Source organism: Achromobacter arsenitoxydans SY8 (assembly GCF_000236785.1).
In the GTDB taxonomy this organism is placed as follows: Bacteria; Pseudomonadota; Gammaproteobacteria; order Burkholderiales; family Burkholderiaceae_B; genus Achromobacter; species Achromobacter arsenitoxydans.
The window spans coordinates 12986-30135 of record NZ_AGUF01000090.1 but is presented as its reverse complement, the minus strand read 5'-3'; the positions used below and the strand labels follow the sequence as shown (position 1 = coordinate 30135).

The 17150-nt window shown below is 68.0% G+C and carries 13 protein-coding genes; 3 read left to right on the top strand and 10 right to left on the bottom strand.

What is annotated here, in order from left to right:
* The first annotated feature begins 64 nt into the window (after nt 1-64).
* From KYC_RS27260 to KYC_RS27250, 3 genes are read left to right on the top strand one after another with little or no spacing between them, the layout of a single operon-like run.
* Nucleotides 65-1690 (top strand): FAD-dependent oxidoreductase, encoded by a 1626-nt coding sequence (locus KYC_RS27260; protein ID WP_008168635.1) that lies wholly within the window; start codon nt 65-67, stop codon nt 1688-1690.
* Entirely contained in the window at nt 1687-1914 is a 228-nt protein-coding gene (locus KYC_RS27255) for a hypothetical protein (RefSeq protein WP_008168633.1), read from the top strand. The genes KYC_RS27260 and KYC_RS27255 overlap by 4 nt, the downstream gene beginning before the upstream one ends.
* A complete protein-coding gene (locus tag KYC_RS27250; RefSeq protein ID WP_008168631.1) occupies nt 1911-2366 on the top strand; it encodes a MarR family winged helix-turn-helix transcriptional regulator in 456 nt (151 codons plus the stop codon). Before KYC_RS27255 ends, KYC_RS27250 begins: the two co-directional genes overlap by 4 nt.
* Nucleotides 2367-2378: 12 nt before the next feature.
* On the opposite strand, the gene KYC_RS27245 is transcribed toward KYC_RS27250, so the two are convergent.
* The 10 genes from KYC_RS27245 to tssE all read right to left on the bottom strand — a co-directional run bounded on the left by KYC_RS27245 (nt 2379) and on the right by tssE (nt 17115).
* Nucleotides 2379-2699: a 4a-hydroxytetrahydrobiopterin dehydratase gene (locus KYC_RS27245; protein ID WP_008168629.1), complete on the bottom strand. Its 321-nt coding sequence runs from the start codon at nt 2697-2699 to the stop codon at nt 2379-2381.
* A 70-nt stretch (nt 2700-2769) separates the two neighbouring features.
* Complete coding sequence (locus KYC_RS27240) at nt 2770-3417, bottom strand: YiaD family glycine zipper/OmpA-like lipoprotein (RefSeq protein WP_043519392.1); 648 nt, start codon at nt 3415-3417, stop codon at nt 2770-2772.
* 117 nt (nt 3418-3534) lie between these two features.
* Nucleotides 3535-4143 (bottom strand): hypothetical protein, encoded by a 609-nt coding sequence (locus tag KYC_RS27235; RefSeq protein WP_008168627.1) that lies wholly within the window; start codon nt 4141-4143, stop codon nt 3535-3537.
* A gap of 12 nt (nt 4144-4155) precedes the next feature.
* Nucleotides 4156-7293 (bottom strand): T6SS effector BTH_I2691 family protein, encoded by a 3138-nt coding sequence (locus tag KYC_RS27230; protein ID WP_008168626.1) that lies wholly within the window; start codon nt 7291-7293, stop codon nt 4156-4158.
* Nucleotides 7290-8237, bottom strand: a complete 948-nt coding sequence (locus KYC_RS27225) for a DUF4123 domain-containing protein (protein ID WP_008168625.1) — start codon at nt 8235-8237, stop codon at nt 7290-7292. Before KYC_RS27225 ends, KYC_RS27230 begins: the two co-directional genes overlap by 4 nt.
* Nucleotides 8234-10933: a type VI secretion system Vgr family protein gene (locus KYC_RS27220; RefSeq protein ID WP_008168624.1), complete on the bottom strand. Its 2700-nt coding sequence runs from the start codon at nt 10931-10933 to the stop codon at nt 8234-8236. Before KYC_RS27220 ends, KYC_RS27225 begins: the two co-directional genes overlap by 4 nt.
* A gap of 17 nt (nt 10934-10950) precedes the next feature.
* Nucleotides 10951-13662, bottom strand: coding sequence for a type VI secretion system ATPase TssH (tssH, locus tag KYC_RS27215; protein ID WP_008168623.1), 2712 nt, complete (start codon nt 13660-13662; stop codon nt 10951-10953).
* A 22-nt stretch (nt 13663-13684) separates the two neighbouring features.
* Nucleotides 13685-14776 (bottom strand): type VI secretion system baseplate subunit TssG, encoded by a 1092-nt coding sequence (gene tssG, locus KYC_RS27210; protein ID WP_043519398.1) that lies wholly within the window; start codon nt 14774-14776, stop codon nt 13685-13687.
* Entirely contained in the window at nt 14740-16578 is a 1839-nt protein-coding gene (gene tssF, locus KYC_RS27205) for a type VI secretion system baseplate subunit TssF (protein WP_008168621.1), read from the bottom strand. The genes tssG and tssF overlap by 37 nt, the downstream gene beginning before the upstream one ends.
* Nucleotides 16579-16629: 51 nt before the next feature.
* The gene (gene tssE / locus KYC_RS27200) at nt 16630-17115 is read right to left on the bottom strand and encodes a type VI secretion system baseplate subunit TssE (protein ID WP_008168619.1); all 486 of its coding nucleotides are present in this window, start codon (nt 17113-17115) and stop codon (nt 16630-16632) included.
* Between the last annotated feature and the right edge of the window lie 35 nt (nt 17116-17150).

The window sequence follows — 17150 nt, the reverse complement described above, 5'->3', positions numbered from 1 at the left end:
AAATAGTTGCGCCCGCAACATACTCGGCATATAGTTGCGCAAACAACCAAATCATGGAGACAGCATGACGCTCCCTTCCCACGTTCCCGTGCTGATCGCCGGCGGCGGCCCGGTCGGCCTGACGCTGGCCGCCCTGCTGGCCGAATACGGCATCGCCTCCCTCACCGTCGAGGCCGACGACAGCTATTGCAGCGGCAGCCGGGCCATCTGCATGTCGCGCCGCTCGCAGGAAATCCTGGGATGGATCGGCGCGGACCAGCCGCTGATTGCCACCGGCCTGGCCTGGACCGGCGGCCGCAGCTACTTTCGCGATCGCGAAGTCCTGCATTTCGAAATGCCGCACGATCCCCTGCAGCGCTACGCGCCCATGGTCAACATCCAGCAGTACTACGTCGAGGAATACGCACACCAGGCCATGCAGCGCCATCCCGGCCTGGCCTCGCTGCAGTGGTCCAGCCGGGTGGCCGGCCTGCAGGCTGGCCCGGACGGCGTCTCGGTGGAAGTGGAGACCGGCGGCGAACGCCACACCGTGCGCGCGGACTGGCTGATCGCCTGCGACGGCGGCCGCAGCGCCGTTAGGGAAGCCATGGGCCTGAAGCTCGAAGGCATGCAGTACGAAGGCCGCTACGTCATCGTCGACATCGAACAGGAATCGCAGCGCCCGGTGGAACGCCTGGCATGGTTCGACCCCCCGTCCAATCCTGGCTCCACCCTGCTCATGCACCGCCAGCCCGGCAACGTGTGGCGCGTCGACTATCAGATCCGCGACGACGAAGACCCCGAAGAAGCCGTAAAGCCTGAGAACGTGCTGCCGCGCGTGCAGAGCCACCTGGACATGATCGGCGAAACCGCGCCCTGGAAGCCGCTTTGGATTTCCATCTACAACGCCAAGTGCCTCACGCTGGACAGCTACCGCCACGGGCGCGTGCTGTTCGCCGGCGACGCCGGCCATCTTGTCCCCATCTTCGGCGTGCGCGGCCTGAACTCGGGACTGGACGACGCGGGCAACCTTGCCTGGAAGCTGGCCTGGGTGCTCAAGGGCCAGGCGCCCGACAGCCTGCTGGACAGCTACAGCGTCGAGCGCGTCCACGCCACCCGCCAGAACCTAGCCTACGGCGCCAAGAGCACCGAATTCATGGCGCCGCCGGATTTTGGCTTTCGCCTCATGCGCGAGGCCGCCCTGCGCCTCGCCCTGGCGGACGAGTCCGTCCGGCCATTGATCAACCCGCGGCAGTCGGCGCCCATTTCGTACGATGCCTCGCCGCTGAACCTGACGGACGGCCTGCCGCGGGCCGGTCAGGCCGCCGCGCCCGGACAGCCCGCGCCCGACGTCCTGCTGCAGGATGGCGGCACGCCCCATTACCTCAGCGCGAATTTCGGCGCCGGCTTCGTGGCGCTGGCGCTGTCCCCCGACGCAGGCCTGTCGGCCGAACTGGACGTCCTGGCCGCCGCAACGCAAGGCGCCCCCCATCCGCTGCGGGTGCTGCGCGCCGGCGCAGACGGCCTGCGGGACGAGCATGGCCAATTGCGCCAGCGCTACGGCGGCGATGCCGGAACCGTCTACCTGCTGCGTCCCGACGGCTATGTGCTGGGCCGCTGGCAGGCCCCCGCCCCCGCGGCATTGCGCGCCGCGCTGGCGCCCTACTACCCCTCGCTCACCCTGGGCGCCCCGACGAAAGGCCAAGCATGAACAACGATGAACTGGACCAGGTCTACACCAGCATGGCGCAGGCGCTGACCCGCGTCGGGGAATCCCGCGCGCCGCTGTTCCTCTCGATACTCGGGCTGTCGCTGCTCAGCCGCCAGGCCAGCGCGGCGGACGCCCTCGCGCTGCTGGCGCAGGCCGAGGCAGCCAGCCTGTCCGACGCCCCTATGGCAAACTATCCGGCCCCCACCCCTGCCCGCCCGACGTGAACACGCCCGCCCTGGAACGCTTCCTGACCTACCGCCTGCACGTGCTCAACAAGATCACGGACCGGGACACGAATCGCGCCTACCTGAAAGACTGCGACATCCCCCTGGGCGAGGCGCGCTGCCTGGCGGCCATCGGCCGCTACGCGCCGCTGTCGGTCAACGACCTGGCCCGGGCGGCCAACCTGAACAAGGGCCAGGCCAGCCGCTCGGCCCAGGCGCTGGTCGACCGCGGTCTGGTTGAAAAAAAAGTGTCCGCGTCCGACGGACGCGGCGTGGTGCTGGCGCCCACCGATGCGGGCCTCGCGCAATACCGGCGCATCATCGACCTGATCGCGCGCCGCAACGACGAAATCTTCGGCTGCCTCAGCGCCCAGGAGCAGCGCCAATTGGGCGACATGCTGGACCGCCTGATCGGCCATCTGCACGCCAGCGCGGACGATACCGACGATTGAACGCCCTGGCGTTCAGCCCTTGGGCGCCGTCGCCCCCGCCTGCGCGGCGGCCTCGTCCATGAATTGCGCCATGCGCACATCCAGTTCGGTCACGCCGCCCGCGTCATGGGTGGTCAGGATCACGTCCACGCGGTTGTAAACGTTGGTCCATTCGGGATGGTGGTTCAGCTTTTCCGCGAACATGGCCACGCGCGCCATGAAACCGAAGGCGGCGTTGAAATTGGGGAAGCGGAACCGTTTTTCGATGGCGTCCCGCATGGCCACCGCTTGCCATCCGGTAAGCGCGGCGACGGCGGTGTCGGTGCCGATGCGGGCGGGAGGAAACATGCTCATGGCGGACTCCAGAAATAAAGGGCGGCGGCGCATCGCGCCGGCCGCCCTGAAACAAGCGACGCGCCCGCGCTTACTGCCGGACCGCGTACAGGTAGATTTCGACGCGCCGGTTCAGCGCGCGCCCTTCGGCAGTCGCATTGTCGCCGATAGGATCGTTCGGGCCCCGGCCCTCCACCGTCAGGCGGCTAGCCGCCACGCCCTGGCCGGACAGGTAATTCGTGACGCTCTTCGCGCGGTTCACCGACAGGGTCTGGTTATGCGCCAGCGAGCCGGTGCTGTCGGTATGGCCGACCACCTTGGCCCGCAGTTCCGGGTGCTGGTTGAGCGAACGCGCCACGCTGTCCAGGACCGGCAGCAGCGCCGGCTTGAGCTGCGTCTTGTCCGTGTCGAACGACACGCCGCTGGGAATATTGACCTTCAGGCTGCCGTCCGGCATTTCCACCACGTCGATGCCCAGCGACGAAGCGCCTGACTTCTGCACGTCGTCCTTGACCACCTTCCAGTTGTAGCCGACCAGGCCGCCCGCGACCGCGCCAATGCCGGCCCCGATAGCCGCGCCCTTGCCATGTCCGATGAGTGCGCCGATGCCGGCGCCCAGCGCCGCGCCCGCCCCCGTCCCCACCGCGGTGTTGGTTTGCTGCTGCGTCGCGCAACCCGCCAGCAGCGCGCCCGCCGCCGCGAGCACGGCGATCCGGTTGAGTGTTCTTCTTGAATTCATGGCAACCTCCACTGTCCATCCGAATGCCGGATCATTCCGGCGTGGATCATGCTAGCAAGCGGAAGTAGGCCGCCGGGCAACATTTTGTACCCTGGACGCGCCTGCCATGCCCCCTATTCAGCCCCGCCGGCCGAACAGCATCGCCAATCCGAACAAGGCTCCCAGGCCGCCGACGATAGCAAGCGATATCGACGGCTCGCGCAGATTCAGCGCCATGATGGCCGCCCCGGTCCCCAGCGCGGTGATCAGCAAGCCCACCAGGCGCCCGCCCGTGGACCCGTAGAAATGCGTGCGGCGCGCCGCCTGCGTGCCGGCCGGCTGACGCTTCTGCCATACCGTCAGCGCCTGCTCGAACTCGCGCAGCAGCCTTTCGCGGCTGGGCAGGTCCGCCGCGCTGACCAGCAGCGTCGGCAGGCCGGGACGAACCAGTTTGAGATAGTCGTCCGTGCCCCAACTGGACAGGTCGGCGAAGGCGATGGAGGACCGGCGCGAAAACTCCAGCCCGTCCGCCGTCACCTTGACGGCATTGCGCGTGGGAAAGCCCCGGAACGCCACCAGCGGCGGCACGAGCAGTCCCAGCACCGCCAGCACGGCCGCCAGGCCGATCGGCCCGCGGTTGAACACCACCAGCATGAAACTTCCCACCGCCAGGGCGAACGCCAAGGGCACCGATAACTGGTGCCATCGGGTATAGACCGACACCGGGATCCCTTCGTTGCTATTCATGCGTGCGCCTTGTCAGTTATTCGCTTTTACAAGATTTGAACCACGGGCGCCCATCGGCACCGAGCGGATGTCGGGCATGCGATCCGGATCGGGCCAGTATTCGACCTTGAGGATCGCTTCGTGGAAGATATCGTCATCGACCAGCACTTCCGTGCGCAGGATCCCGCAACCGCTGCTGACATTGAACTGCACCGACTCGTCCCAAGGCTTGGCGGTGAACTCAATGGACTGGCTTCGGTCCTTGCGGATCCAGCGCCAGCCATCCGCCCAACCCGGACGGGAACTCAAATTGTCTACGTAGTTGTCCACGCGGTCGGCCCAGGTTTCCTCGCGCGGGCGCCCCTGCACCCACTGCGCATTGGACGGCCCGCGCGGCAGCAAGTCCGGGTCGGTCGCGCGCGGGGAGCCCTTGCTCGCCACGACAGCGCTGACGCCGTCCCCAACGAGCTTTAGGATATACGCGTAATCGCTGTGTTCGGAATAGCCTGGCATTACCACGTCCAGCACCAGGCGATCCCGGCCGAAAACCTCGCCCTGCCAGAATCCCATCCATTCCAGCTTCACGCGCACACCGAACACGGCCCGGTTGAACGCATCCAGCTCCTCTTCGCGCGTCGCGTAGAGCATACGCTCCTCCACGTCCGCGAATTGCGCGGAGCGCATGCAGCAGCAGGTGAACCAGGTCTCCAGCTCGCTGTCCTTGGCGCTGTCGCCCCAGAACTTGAAGTACAGCCCGGCGGCCAGAAGGCACAGGCCCAGCGCAATCCAGCCCCACACGGGAATACCCAGCAGCACGGTGCCGCCGCTGGTCAGGCCGACCATCGCACTGCCAAAGCCGCCTGCACCCGCCACCACCCCGGCCGTGCTGAATGCCCCGCCCAGCGAAACCAGTGCGGTGGCCACGCCGGTCAGCCCGGACAACAGCAGGAACACGGATGAGGTGGCATAGGCGCTGCCGGCCTCGTAGTTCTTCACGTCGTACTGGTCGATGGCATTGAGCGCATTGTTGGCCCCGTCCACAAACGTGGCCGCCGCCGCGAACACGGCGCCCGCCGTCCGCACGGCCGTCAGGCGCATGTTCAATTTCAGGTTCATCGTGAAGGCCGTGTTGGCGCCCACGCGCGCGCCGATCGCGCCCGCCGTCACTTCGATCGCCACGCTGCCCACGCCCAGCACTCCCGACGTGATGCCGAACCACGCCTTGCGCGCGGCCTTGGCGTCCTGGACGACCTGCGCCTTGCGCAGATCCGAGACCGACGCATAAAGCGCCACCAGCGTCATCACGCCTGTCGCCCCCGCATTCGCGCCGTCCTTGGTCCTTGCCCATTTGACCAAGCCCGCCAGCGGCGACATGGTCGGCGCGGGCAAGGCCAGCACCGGTGCAGGCGCGGGGAGCGCCAGCGCTGGGGCTCCGCCGCCGCCGGGCCGCGGTGGCGCCGCCGCAGCAGCGTTCAGCTGCGCATCGACTTCCTCGGGAATGATGTAGTTGAGCGTGACCGGGGTGGAGCGCTCGGCCTGCGTGCCCATCCAGCCGGACTGCATCTGCTTTGTCGCATAGATGCCGGCGCCGCCGCCCACTGTCACCGCCACCGGGTTGGGCTCCCAGACGATCTGGTGCATGTCCGCGATCATCCGCGGCAAGGTGGTGGTGTGCGTGCGCACCGCCATCACGATGTTCATGCGCGCCGACATCGTCAACGTGACGCGCGCCGCGACGCGCTCGGCGATGGGATCGCCCGCCAGGGTCAGGCGCAGCAATTGCGTCGCCATGAAGCGGCCGATCGCCGCGCTCGCCACCCGCATCGGCGGCAGCTGGCCCTTCGCCGCCCGCGCCTTGATCCAATCGTTGTAGTTCTTGATCATCCTGCGGACATTGGAGACCTGCTTGGAGATGACCTTGCCCTTGGCCTCGCGGTCCAGAAACGCCAACAGCTCGCCGTCGTTCGCCGCCAGCGCGCGCCAGATCGCCGCGTAGGTGCTCGAGCCGTCCTCGTCCTTCAGCGAATCGTCGATGGCCTTATGTTCGCTCTCGATCGCGCCGGCGCCATCCACGCACAGCGCCATGTCTTCTTCCAGCCGTTCGCCCGCAGCGGCGTCCTTGGACGAGTACGCCTTGAGCGCCAGCCAGAACGCCTCGCGGCCATACCACCAGGCCCAGTCCTTGCCTGCCCCTTCGATCTTCTCGCGCATGCGGTCGATCGCGGCCTTGTTGTCGCTGAGCGTCTTGGCGACCTTGCCGGTATCGACGCGTTCGCGCAGGCGCCTGATCTCGTCGCCCGTGTTCGCCATCTGCTTCTGCAAACCATCAATGATCTGCGCCACCCCGACTTCGCGCATGCGCGTGGGTTCCAGATGGTGTTCGGCCAGCTCGCCCATGCATTTATTGCGCCAGGTCGCCACATCCGCCAGGATGCCCACCGGATCACGCAGCGCCAGGACGATGCCGCCCTTGGGCGTCATCTGCCGCATCTTCGCCGCCACGGCCGCGCCCTGCCCGCCAAACACGCTCACGGCCGGCGTCAGCGTGTTGCCGAACAGGGTGGCGGCGCCCGCCGCATCGCGAAACTCGACCGAGTGCCGGGCCAGGTTGGCGCCGTCTTCCGCCACGCGATAGCCGGTCTCGGGCTTGGGATGGCCGCCTCCCCACACCGCCTTGGCGTCCAGCTCCACCATGATCTTCTTGCGCCAGCGCTCGTCGCGCGCCAGGTCGCGGCGGATGTCCCGCGTCCACCACACCCTTGAATAACCCACCCACACCGTGCGCGACGCGTTGGCGGGCGCCTCGACGTTGATCAGCGTGGATTCCAGGCCGTGCCCTTCGCGCGTGCAGGTGAAGGTGGGCTGATCGGTCGGGCGATTTTCGTCGTCGACCTGCACTTCCTTCATCTGCCCCGTCGCCGTCGCCGCGAATGCGCGCCAGCCGTAGCTGCGGCGCGGATCCCAGATGTAGACGTACCCGGCCGTGATCGCGCGCAGCATGTAAGCGCCCTGACGCATCGTCTCGTAATACAGCTCCGGGTCCATGTACACGCCGTCGGGCAGGTCGTTCCTGCCGCCCGGCACGTAGGCGATCCGCATGGGCAGAATGGGCAGCCCCGGCCGGCCGCAGAACTTGCCCTTGCAGGGCAGCGCGTCGTAGTCAGTCGTCATGCTTGCAGATCCTCCCGTGCCTGCGCCTCTTGCGCAAACACCTGCCAATCCTCGTCGTCCATGTCCTCGGCGGCGCGATACAGGCGGCCGCCTTCCTCGCGCACTTCGCGCAACAGCGCCATGAACGAGGGCGCACGCTCTAGCGGCGCGGCCAGGCGCACCCGCCAGGCGGCAAACAGCGCCACGTCCTCGTCATCGTCGATGCCGCATGCGGCCCCGGCGTCCAGCGCGCGCCGCACCGCCTCCAGCGCCTGCGGCCCATAACGCAAGCCCTCCGCATTCAGCCGCTGCAGCACGGCATTGACGCGGCCCAGCCGCGCCAGCCGCGGCCAATCCGGCGTCACCGCTTGCATCGGACCGCGCGCATCCGGCAGCGTCTGCCACCGCCCGAACCCGTCCAGGCTCATCCACGTTGCGCCCGGAATCCACGAGGCAGGCGCCGTGCCCGCGTACAGCTCGCTCTGGAACTGGGTGGTGCGCGGGTCCCAGAAGCGCAGGATGCGCACGCGCCCCTGCGCATCGCGCAGACGCGCACGCTGAATCAGGCGCTGCGCGACCTCCGTCAGCGGCAGATCCGTCGCCAGCCACGCCGACATCGAGCGCGCCCGCCTGGCGGCCGGCGCCGGGCGCACGGCTTCGTCCACCGCCAGCCGCAAGCTGGCGTTGACCAGGCGCTCGTGCCGCACTTCATCCGGCACTTCGGCCAGGTACAAGGGCGGCGCGGTCGCGCCTTGTGAAATCAGGTCGACCTCGCGGCGCGCCAGGCCGGCGGACGCGATCTCCTCCGCCAGCGGATCGGCCAGCGTCGAATCGCACAACAGCAGCACGCGCCGGTTGGCGCGCCCGTCCAGCACCGCGCGCAGGCCCGCGATCGCGCGCTCGACGCTGGCTTCTGCGCTGGCCGTCCAGTACTCGGGGTGGCGGGGCGTCAGGTCCATCGTCATGCCGCCAATGCGCCGCTGCCGGCCGCGTCTTCCAGCGCCGCGGCGCAGCCTTCCAGATCGCCCTGTGGAGGCTGCGCGGGGCCGGCGCCGCTTTGCGGCCCCACCCAGTTATGCACGCCGGCCTTCAGTTCCACCTTGCCGGGCGCATGCAGCTGGATGCCGCCTCCCTCGATACGCATATAGGCGCCCGCCGCCGTCGCCAGCACTTTCTTGGACGCATTCACGTCCACCGCGCCCTGCGCCGAGACCAGCGTCACCGCCTTCTCAGCCGCCAGCCGCATGCGCGCCTTCTGGCTTTGCAGCCGCAGCTTTCCGCCCGCCGCGTGCAGGCGGATGCCCTGCTCGTCCACCGCCCGGCCGCTGCCGCCCAGGCCCTTGGTAAACAGCGCGACGCCCTGCGCCACGCAGATCGACAGGTTCGCGCCCGCCGCCCAGTTCACGTCAGGGGCGACCTGGCACAACGTGGCGCCGGCGACCGTGTACGCGTTGTGGGGCGTGTACTGGCCGATCCCCTTGGGCGCGCTCACCTGGATGTGCGGCGTGGTGTAGGCGGGCACGCGGACATCCTCCTCGGCCTTGGCGCCTTCGATGATCTCGCGCACCGCATCCAGCTCGCTCAACGCGCGCGGCTTGTCCCCATCGCCGGGCAGCAGCGCTTCCTGGCGGCCGGCGGTCGCGGACAGTTCAACGGCCTGCCCGATGGACTTTTCCATCTGTCGGATGGCCTCTTCGCTATCCAGGAGGCCGCCCGCCGCGTCCTCGCGCCTGTCGGCGCTGATCAGCAGGCCTTCGCCCGCCCGCAACGCCAGCGCTTCGCCGGTCGCAAGCTCGGCGCCATGGCCCAGGTCCGACAGCCGCTCGTTATCGCGCTGCTGCTTCAGATGCCCCAGATTCAGGCGCGTCTCGGCCTGCGTGGTCGACGCCGTCAGGCGCGACTGGCCCGGCGTATCGTCCTGGACCAATTGGTTGTAGCCGCCCATGCCCTGCCCGCTTGCGGCCAGCGCCTGGGTCTTGAAGCCCGACATCACCACATTGTGCGCGTGCCCGCCCTCGCTGCCCGCGAACCAGGCGGGCGCATTGCCCGTGGCCTTGGCCGCCCCGCCCTGCACCTGGTTGTTCGCGGCGTTCTCGGCGCCCGCGCCGTTATACAGCGCGCCCACCACGACCGGCCGGTCGATATCGCCATGCAGGAACTGCACCAGCACCTCCTGTCCCAGGCGCGGAACGAAATGCCCGCCCCAGTCCGACCCTGCCACCGGTTCGGCCACGCGCACCCATGTGCCCAGGGCCTCGCTGGCCGGCGCGTTGTCGTCGCCCGCCGGATGATCCTGGCGGTTGCTCGACGCGCTGCCGCGCTGCCAATGGAACTGGATCTTGATACGGTGGTCGCGGTCGGTGTGGACCGGATCGCCGGCGCCCACCACCAGCGCCGTCTGCGCGCCATGCACCGTGGGGCGCGGATGCAGCCGTGCGCCATGGCCGTCCCGCGTGCTGGGCCGGTATTCCAGCGTGGCGGCGATGGCCTCGAAACGGTTGCGGTAGAAGTCCGCCTCGCCGTCCGCCTGTCCGCCTGCCGCGCCCAGGGCCTGCGCCACGGCTCGTCCCAGGCTTTCGTCGAAATTGTTGCGCGCCTCGTGGCCAATGCCGATCACCACGAAATCGGCGCCCGCGCCCTGCGACGGCCCCCAGTGGCCCGTCAGCGTAAATCGCTGACCCGGCGCCAACGTGCGCGCGGTGCCTTCGCCCTCGTACAGGGACTGGCGCACGCGCTGCGCCGCCAGCGCGTTGTGCGCCAGGCGCTCGCCTTGCGCCCCGTCCTCGAACAGATACTGTCCGGGATAATCCGAATCCGCCAGCTCCATGGCGTTGGCGAACTTGTCTTCGACCTGGGCGCTGACCTTGCGCGCCTGCATGGCCCGATAGTCCCAGGTGGCCAGGCGCACGGCATTGGTGCGCCACGCGCGGCTCTGGCGCCAGACCTGGATGGAATCCTGCTCCTCGGTGGCGTCGGCGCGCTGAAACGGAATGCTGTCCTGCGGACCCGCTTCGAATGCGCCATTGTGATCCGCAATGACAATCGTGTGGGCGCCGGGCTCGCCCTCGCCGGCTTCATGCTCGACCCAGTAGAACAGCCCCTCTTCAGCCAGCAGGCGCTCCACGAAGGCGAAGTCGGTCTCGCGGTACTGGATCGTCAGGCTGCGCTTGGCATAGGCGTCGCGATCCTTCACTTCCCAGCGCCACTGGGGCGCCAGCGCGCCCTGGCCCTTGTAGTCGCCAAATACGCTGTCCACGATGTCGATCACCGACAGATCCTGGAACGCGTAGCTGTCGCGCCGCTGGCGCAGCAGCGCCAGCCACGGTTCGATGCGCAGACGGTAGCGCGCAAAGCCGCCATTGGCCCCCTCAAACCGCGCCTCGGTCACCAGACCGCACCAGACGCGGTGCTCGTCGCGCCCCAAGGCGGTCTGCAGTTTCAGCTGCGCGGCCTGGCCGATCAGCGACTTCAGCGGTATGTGCGCATCGTCGGACAGCGCGTCCACATGCAGGACGAAGCCGCCGTCGCTCAGCTGCTCCCTGCCTTGCAGCCGCTCGGCCAGCAGTTTGTCCTGCCCCAGCGGCGTCGTCAGGTCCAGCAGGCGGTCGGCCTGCGTAAAGCCCGCGCCCAACAGGCTGGCGGCGGCGAGTTCAAGGGCCATGTCGGCGTCTCCTCTCGTCAGCTCATCCGGAACCGGAACTCGCCATTCTTGCCCGCGCTCACGCGGATCCTGGCGATGCCCTCACCCTGCGCCATGCGGCTGAGCACCTGTTCGGCGATCTCCGGCAGCAGCGTTCCGTTCAAAATGTGATCCACGTTGCGCGCGCCCGTATCCACCTCGGTGCAGCGCGCCAGCACGGCTTCCACCAGCGCCTCGTCCCAGTCGAACACTGCGCGATGCGTGGCCTGGACACGGCGGGCGATGCGCCCGAGCTTCAGGCCGATGATGTGCGCCAGCGCGTCGTCGTCCACCGGGAAATAAGGAATGGTCTTCATGCGCCCCAGGAACGCGGGCTTGAACGCCTTGTACAGCTGCGGCGCCAGCAGCTCCGACAATTGCTCGGGCGACGGGCGCTCTTCGGCCGGCTTGTTCAGGCAGGCCTGCATGATGGCGCTGGACCCCACGTTCGACGTCAGGATGATCAGCGTGTTGCGAAAGTCGATCTCGCGTCCCTCGGCATCATCCATCACGCCCTTATCGAACACCTGGAAGAACAGCTCCAGCACATCGGGATGAGCCTTTTCGATTTCATCCAGCAGCACCACGCTGTAGGGCTGGCGGCGCACCGCCTCGGTCAGCACGCCCCCCTCGCCATAGCCCACGTAGCCGGGCGGCGATCCCTTCAGGCCCGAAATGCTGTGGGCCTCCTGGTATTCGCTCATATTGATAGTGACCAGCTTGCGCTCGCCGCCGTAAAGAATGTCGGCCAGCGCCAGCGCCGTCTCGGTCTTGCCGACGCCGGACGGCCCCACGAACAAGAACACGCCCTTGGGCTTGTCCGGATCTTCCAGGCCGGCGCGGGCCGTGCGCACGCGCTGGGCAATGGCGTGCAGCGCGTGGTCCTGGCCGATGACGCGCTCGGCCAGCATGGGCTGCAGCTGCAGCACGGTGCGGATCTCGTCGTTCACCATGCGGCCGAGCGGAATGCCGGTCCACGCCGAAATGATTTCCGCAACGATCTGCGCGTCCACGCACGCGGGCACCAGCGGCTGCTCGCCCTGCAGGGCGCGCAGTTCCTCCATCAGGCCGGCCAGGCGCTGCTGCCCGGGCGTGAGCGGCGCGGGCGCCGCCTTGCGCCGGCCCGCCGCGGGCGCGGGTGCCGGTGCGGCGGACGCATCCTGACCCGGCTCATCCGCGCCCGCCGCTTCCAGTTCGGCGCGCAGGGCATGAATCCTTTCCACCAGGTCAGTCTCGGCCGCGTGCCGGCCTTCCGCGTCGGCCAGCGTCGCTTCCCCCTGCGCGATTTCCGCGCTCAGCTCCACCAGCCGGGCCTGCGGCGCGCCGGTGGCGGCTTCGCGGCGCAGCGCTTCCTGCTCGGTGCGCAGGCGCGTCAAGCGATGGCGCGCATCGTCGATCATCGCCGGCGTGGCGCTGCGGCCCAGCGCCACGCGCGCGCAAGCCGTATCCAGGACGCTGACGGCCTTGTCGGGCAGCTGACGCCCGGTGATGTAGCGATGCGACAGCCGCGATGCCGCAACGATGGCTTCGTCCAGGATGCGCACGCCGAAATGGCGCTCCATCAGCGGCGCCATGCCGCGCAGCATCGACGCCGCCAGCGCCTCGTCCGGTTCCTCGACCTTGACGACCTGGAAGCGGCGCGCAAGCGCGGCGTCTTTCTCGAAGTACTTCTTGTATTCGCTCCAGGTGGTGGCCGCGATGGTGCGCAGTTCTCCGCGCGCCAGGGCCGGCTTGAGCAGATTGGCGGCATCGTTCTGGCCCGCCTGCCCGCCCGCGCCGATCATCGTATGCGCCTCGTCGATGAACAGGATGATGGGCGACGGACTCTTCTTGACCTCGTCGATCACATTCTTCAAGCGGTTCTCGAACTCGCCCTTGACGCTGGCGCCCGCCTGCAGCAGACCCATGTCCAATACCCGCAGCGTCACGTCGGCCAGGGCCGGCGGCACGTCGCCCGCCACAATGCGCAGCGCCAGCCCCTCGACCACCGCGGTCTTGCCCACGCCCGCCTCGCCGGTCAGGATGGGATTGTTCTGCCGGCGCCGCGTCAGAATGTCGATCATCTGGCGGATCTCGGCGTCGCGGCCTATCACCGGGTCGATCCCGCCCTCGCGCGCACGCTCGGTCAGGTTGGTGGTGAATTGGTCAAGCGCTGGCGTCTGCGACAGCGCGGGCGCGGGCTGGCCGGCATCGCCTTGCGCCGCCGGACCATCGGCGAAACCCACTGCCTGCCCCGCCTCCTCCGATCCCTGCGTCAGCGCGGCGAAATCATGCTTGAGCTCGTCAAGCCGGAACGACTCGAACAGCGGCGAGCCCCGGCGCGCCAGCTGCGCCAGGTCCGGCTCCGTCAACAGCGCCAGCAGCAGGTGCCCCGAGCGGATGCGGGTCGTCTGCGTATCCAGCGACGCGATCAGCCACGCATGCTCGAACAACTTGGGCAAATGCGCCGAAAACACGGGCGTGCGCGTGTTGCCGTTCTTGAACCGGCCGATCTCGGCCTTCAAATCGGCTTCCAGCGCATCGGTATGAATGTGGCAGCGCCGCGCAATGATGCTCACGTCGCTGGCGGGCTTTTCCAGAAGCGCCAGGAACAGATGCTCCAGGTCCACCTCGTAGTGGCCTTGCGCCATGCACAGGCTCGCCGCGCGTTCGGCGGCCTGGCGGCAGGTCTGGTTCAACTTCCCGATCAAGGTCTTCAGCGGTGTGGCCATGAGTGTCTATGTTGTTATGGGGTCAATGAATGGTGTGCAATTCGTAGCTGGCGTCGTCGCGGTCCTCGGTCGCCGGCCCGGAGCACAGGAACGAATTCCAGCCCAGCCGCGCCTCGCCGCCTTCGCCCAGCTGGGCGGGCGCGACGCTCTCGCGCGCCAGCACCAGCCGCACCTCGTATTCGAAGGTCATGCCGCCGAACATCGTCAACAGCTTCTCCAGCGCCTGCGCGCGCTCGCCGCCCGGCAGGAAGTCGGTATAGGCCTGGCGCGACAACGGGCCGATCCACAGCCGGATGCGCAGGTCGCGCTGCCAGATTCGATCGCCCGCCAGCGCGGACACGCCCAGCACGGCGCCTGGCTCTCCCAGCCGCGTACGGTTCTGCGGCGGCACGTCGTACCAGCGGCCCACGAACTGTTCCACCCGCAGCGGCACGCCGAAGTAATCCTGCAGCACGCGCTGCAGAAACGGCGCCGACACCGGCCGCTGGCGCGCGGCCGCGGCATAGTGGGCTACTGACTCGTCAAACACCCGGCCCGCGCCGTTGTGCAGCCGGTCGCGCAGCGCCGGGTGGCCGATGCCGCCCAGCGCCAGCAACAGCGGCAGGTAATGATGGTCCTGCTCGCCTTCGTGCCGCAGCGGCATGCGGTACTTCTTCCACGCGGTGTAGAACAGCGCCGCCGCCCGGTTCGAAAAAATGTCGAAGAAGGCGCGCGCGCCCCGGTCGCGCCGCAGGCTCTCGCGATGCGCCAGCATCTCGGAATAATGCAGCGGCAACGCGCCCTGCCCGCCCAGCAGCCCGAAGAACGCCGGCGTGACGTCCACGCGGCCCAGCCGGCCTTCGGCCACGGCGGCCTGGCGCGCCGCTTCGTCGGCCAGCACTTCGCCGTTCTTGTCGTACGCCACGGCGTCGACGATTTCGCTGGGCGGAAAGCCCAGCCCGGGCGCATTGGGAAAGCGCAGATGCACTGGCACCGTGTGGCGAGTCGCGCCGCGCTCCTGCCGCGCAAAGCACTGCTCCAGCAGGCGCACCGCCTGGAAAAACTTGAAGCGCTGCGGCTCAGCCAGCAGCGCGTCCATCACGCTAGGATGGCGTCGCCGTTGCATGGGGGGCATCGTAGTAATTCCTCTGCGCCGCGGCGCGACAACACGACCAACTGCACGAAACTGTTGGCGTGCACGTACAGGCCAAAGAACCGGTTGATGACGGCCACGAAGGTATGCAGGCTCGTGCCCACGAAATGGTCTTCGTTGACGGTCAGCCGGATCTCGATGCCGCGCACAAACGTGGCGAAGGGTTCCCCGGGCATCCAGTGCGTGGCGGGCTTGTAGTCCAGGCCGACCAGGCCTTCGATCTGGCGCGCCGCCACCGCCGACCCCGACAGGTCGTACAGGCGCAGCGTTTCCTTCAAGGCGGGCAGACCGCTTTGCACCAGGGAAAGATGATTCAGCGCCAGGTGCGAAATCAGGCGCCAGTGCGCCGCGCGCCCCTGCTGGAAGCGGTGCGTGTGGGTCGGGCGGCGCAGCATACGGATGGCGCGCGCGACGGTGCCGCCTTCCAGGAACAGGTCGCCCCCAGACTGGCCCACCGCGATCTGCGCCGGCAGGTCGCGATTGGTGCAGGTCAGGTCCAGGCTCAGCGTTTCGGTCTGCGGCACCGACGGATCAAAGTCGATATCGACAATCGAGATCTCGGTTTCATACCCGGGGCTGCGCTGCGCCATCGAGGCGTCGCGCCGCATGGTCCAGTAATGACCGGCGGACTCCGGCGACTCGCCGTGATGCAGCGAATAGAAGGGACGGAAGTCCACCACCGAATCGCCCTGGGCGTTCTGGCGCACCTGCCGCACCCGGTCTATGGAGTAAACCTCATATCCAAAAGCGCGCCGCGCATCGGCCACCACGGGATATGACGACGCCGCATGCGTCACGCGGATGGGATCGGCGCGCTGGCTGAACAGATTCACCACCGGCGTGCAGCCCAGGCGCAGGTTGTCCGACGACGTCGACTCCAGCAGCCGCGCCGTGTTGGAATCGGCGCGCAGCCCGCTCACCGGCAGGTGCAGCGTAAATTGCCGCACGGTGCCCAGATAGGGGCGCAGCGCGGCCAGGTCGATATCGACGAAATTGAATTTCTCGGAAAAAACGAAGTATTCGGCCAGCAGGCGATAAGCCGGATGCGAACTGGCCGGAAAGTCGATCAGCGCATCTTCCTCGGCCAGCCCCACCTGCGCCAGCGGGATCGTGGGCAGGCGGTCCCAGCGCCCGGGTTGCAGCTCGACATAGGCCGCCGCCGCGCGCAGGAACAGGGCGTCGCGCAGCGCCGCCACAAACGACGGCTCGCCATGCAGATAGACGCGCAGGCGGTCGATGCCCGGCATGCCAAAGTGCTGGTTCTCGCCCATGCATCCCAGCGTGACCGAAAAGCGGCCGGTGACGCCGGCCGGCAGCTTGGCCGTCGCCGGCGCATTGGCGCTGGACACAAACGCGGCGCGTTGCACCTCGATGGGCGCCAGCGTGACCTCATAAGCCGTCCGAAAACGGCACGCCACGCCGCGCACCGGGTGGGATTTCAGTTCCGTGCCCCGGCCGATGCGCACCGGCGCGGTCAGTTGGGCGCCCGCGCCGCCCAGGTCGAACTGGGCCACGCTGCACGAGGGAAACGGCCGCAGGTAATGCGGGTACATCACCTCGAACAGCGCCTCGGTGAATTCCGGGTAGTCGTCGTCCAGCTTCTTGTTGATACGGGCACTCAGCAAGGCGAACGACTCGATCATGCGTTCGACGTGCGGATCTTCGCAAGTCTCGCCCGACAGCCCCAGCCGGGCGGCGATCTTCGGATAGCGCTCGGCGAAGTCGCGCGACGAGGTGCGCAGAAAGCCCAGTTCCCGCTCGTAATAGGGCAGCAATTCTTCCATTGATGTCTTCCTGTCCGGCGCGTCAGCGCACCTGCACCACGGCTTGAGGCGTCAGACCGTGGCCGGGCTTTTGGCCCAGCCCTTGGTCACGGAGTACTGCAGGGTCGACGGCTGCAACGTCGCGTCGAAGGTCACGGGCTCGTGGGCGGGCCCCACGTCCAGCATGGCCGTAATCGCGAAGTACAGCACCGAGGTCGCCCGGCCATCGACTTGCAGCATGACCCGCACATGCGTCAGCCGGGGCTCGTGCCGCGCAATCGCCTGTTCCAGCGAACGGCAGATGAATTCGCGGTCGTAATGGCTTGCCAGGCTCAGCCCGGAGAAATCCGACAGCCCGTACGTCAGCAGCGAGCGCTGGCAGTGCGGGTAGCGCCTGAGATCCTCCTCGGTGAACACCATGCGGGTGTTCAGCAGGGCCTCGATATCTCGCGCCACCGTCTCTTTCATTTCCTCGATCGACAAGCGGCGCAAGGCGTAGGGCGACTGGCCCTCTGCTTCGAACAGCTTGTCGAAGAGACTCGGTTCGAATCCTTTCATCGGGGCCTCAAATAAAAAAGACTGCGACCCGGCCG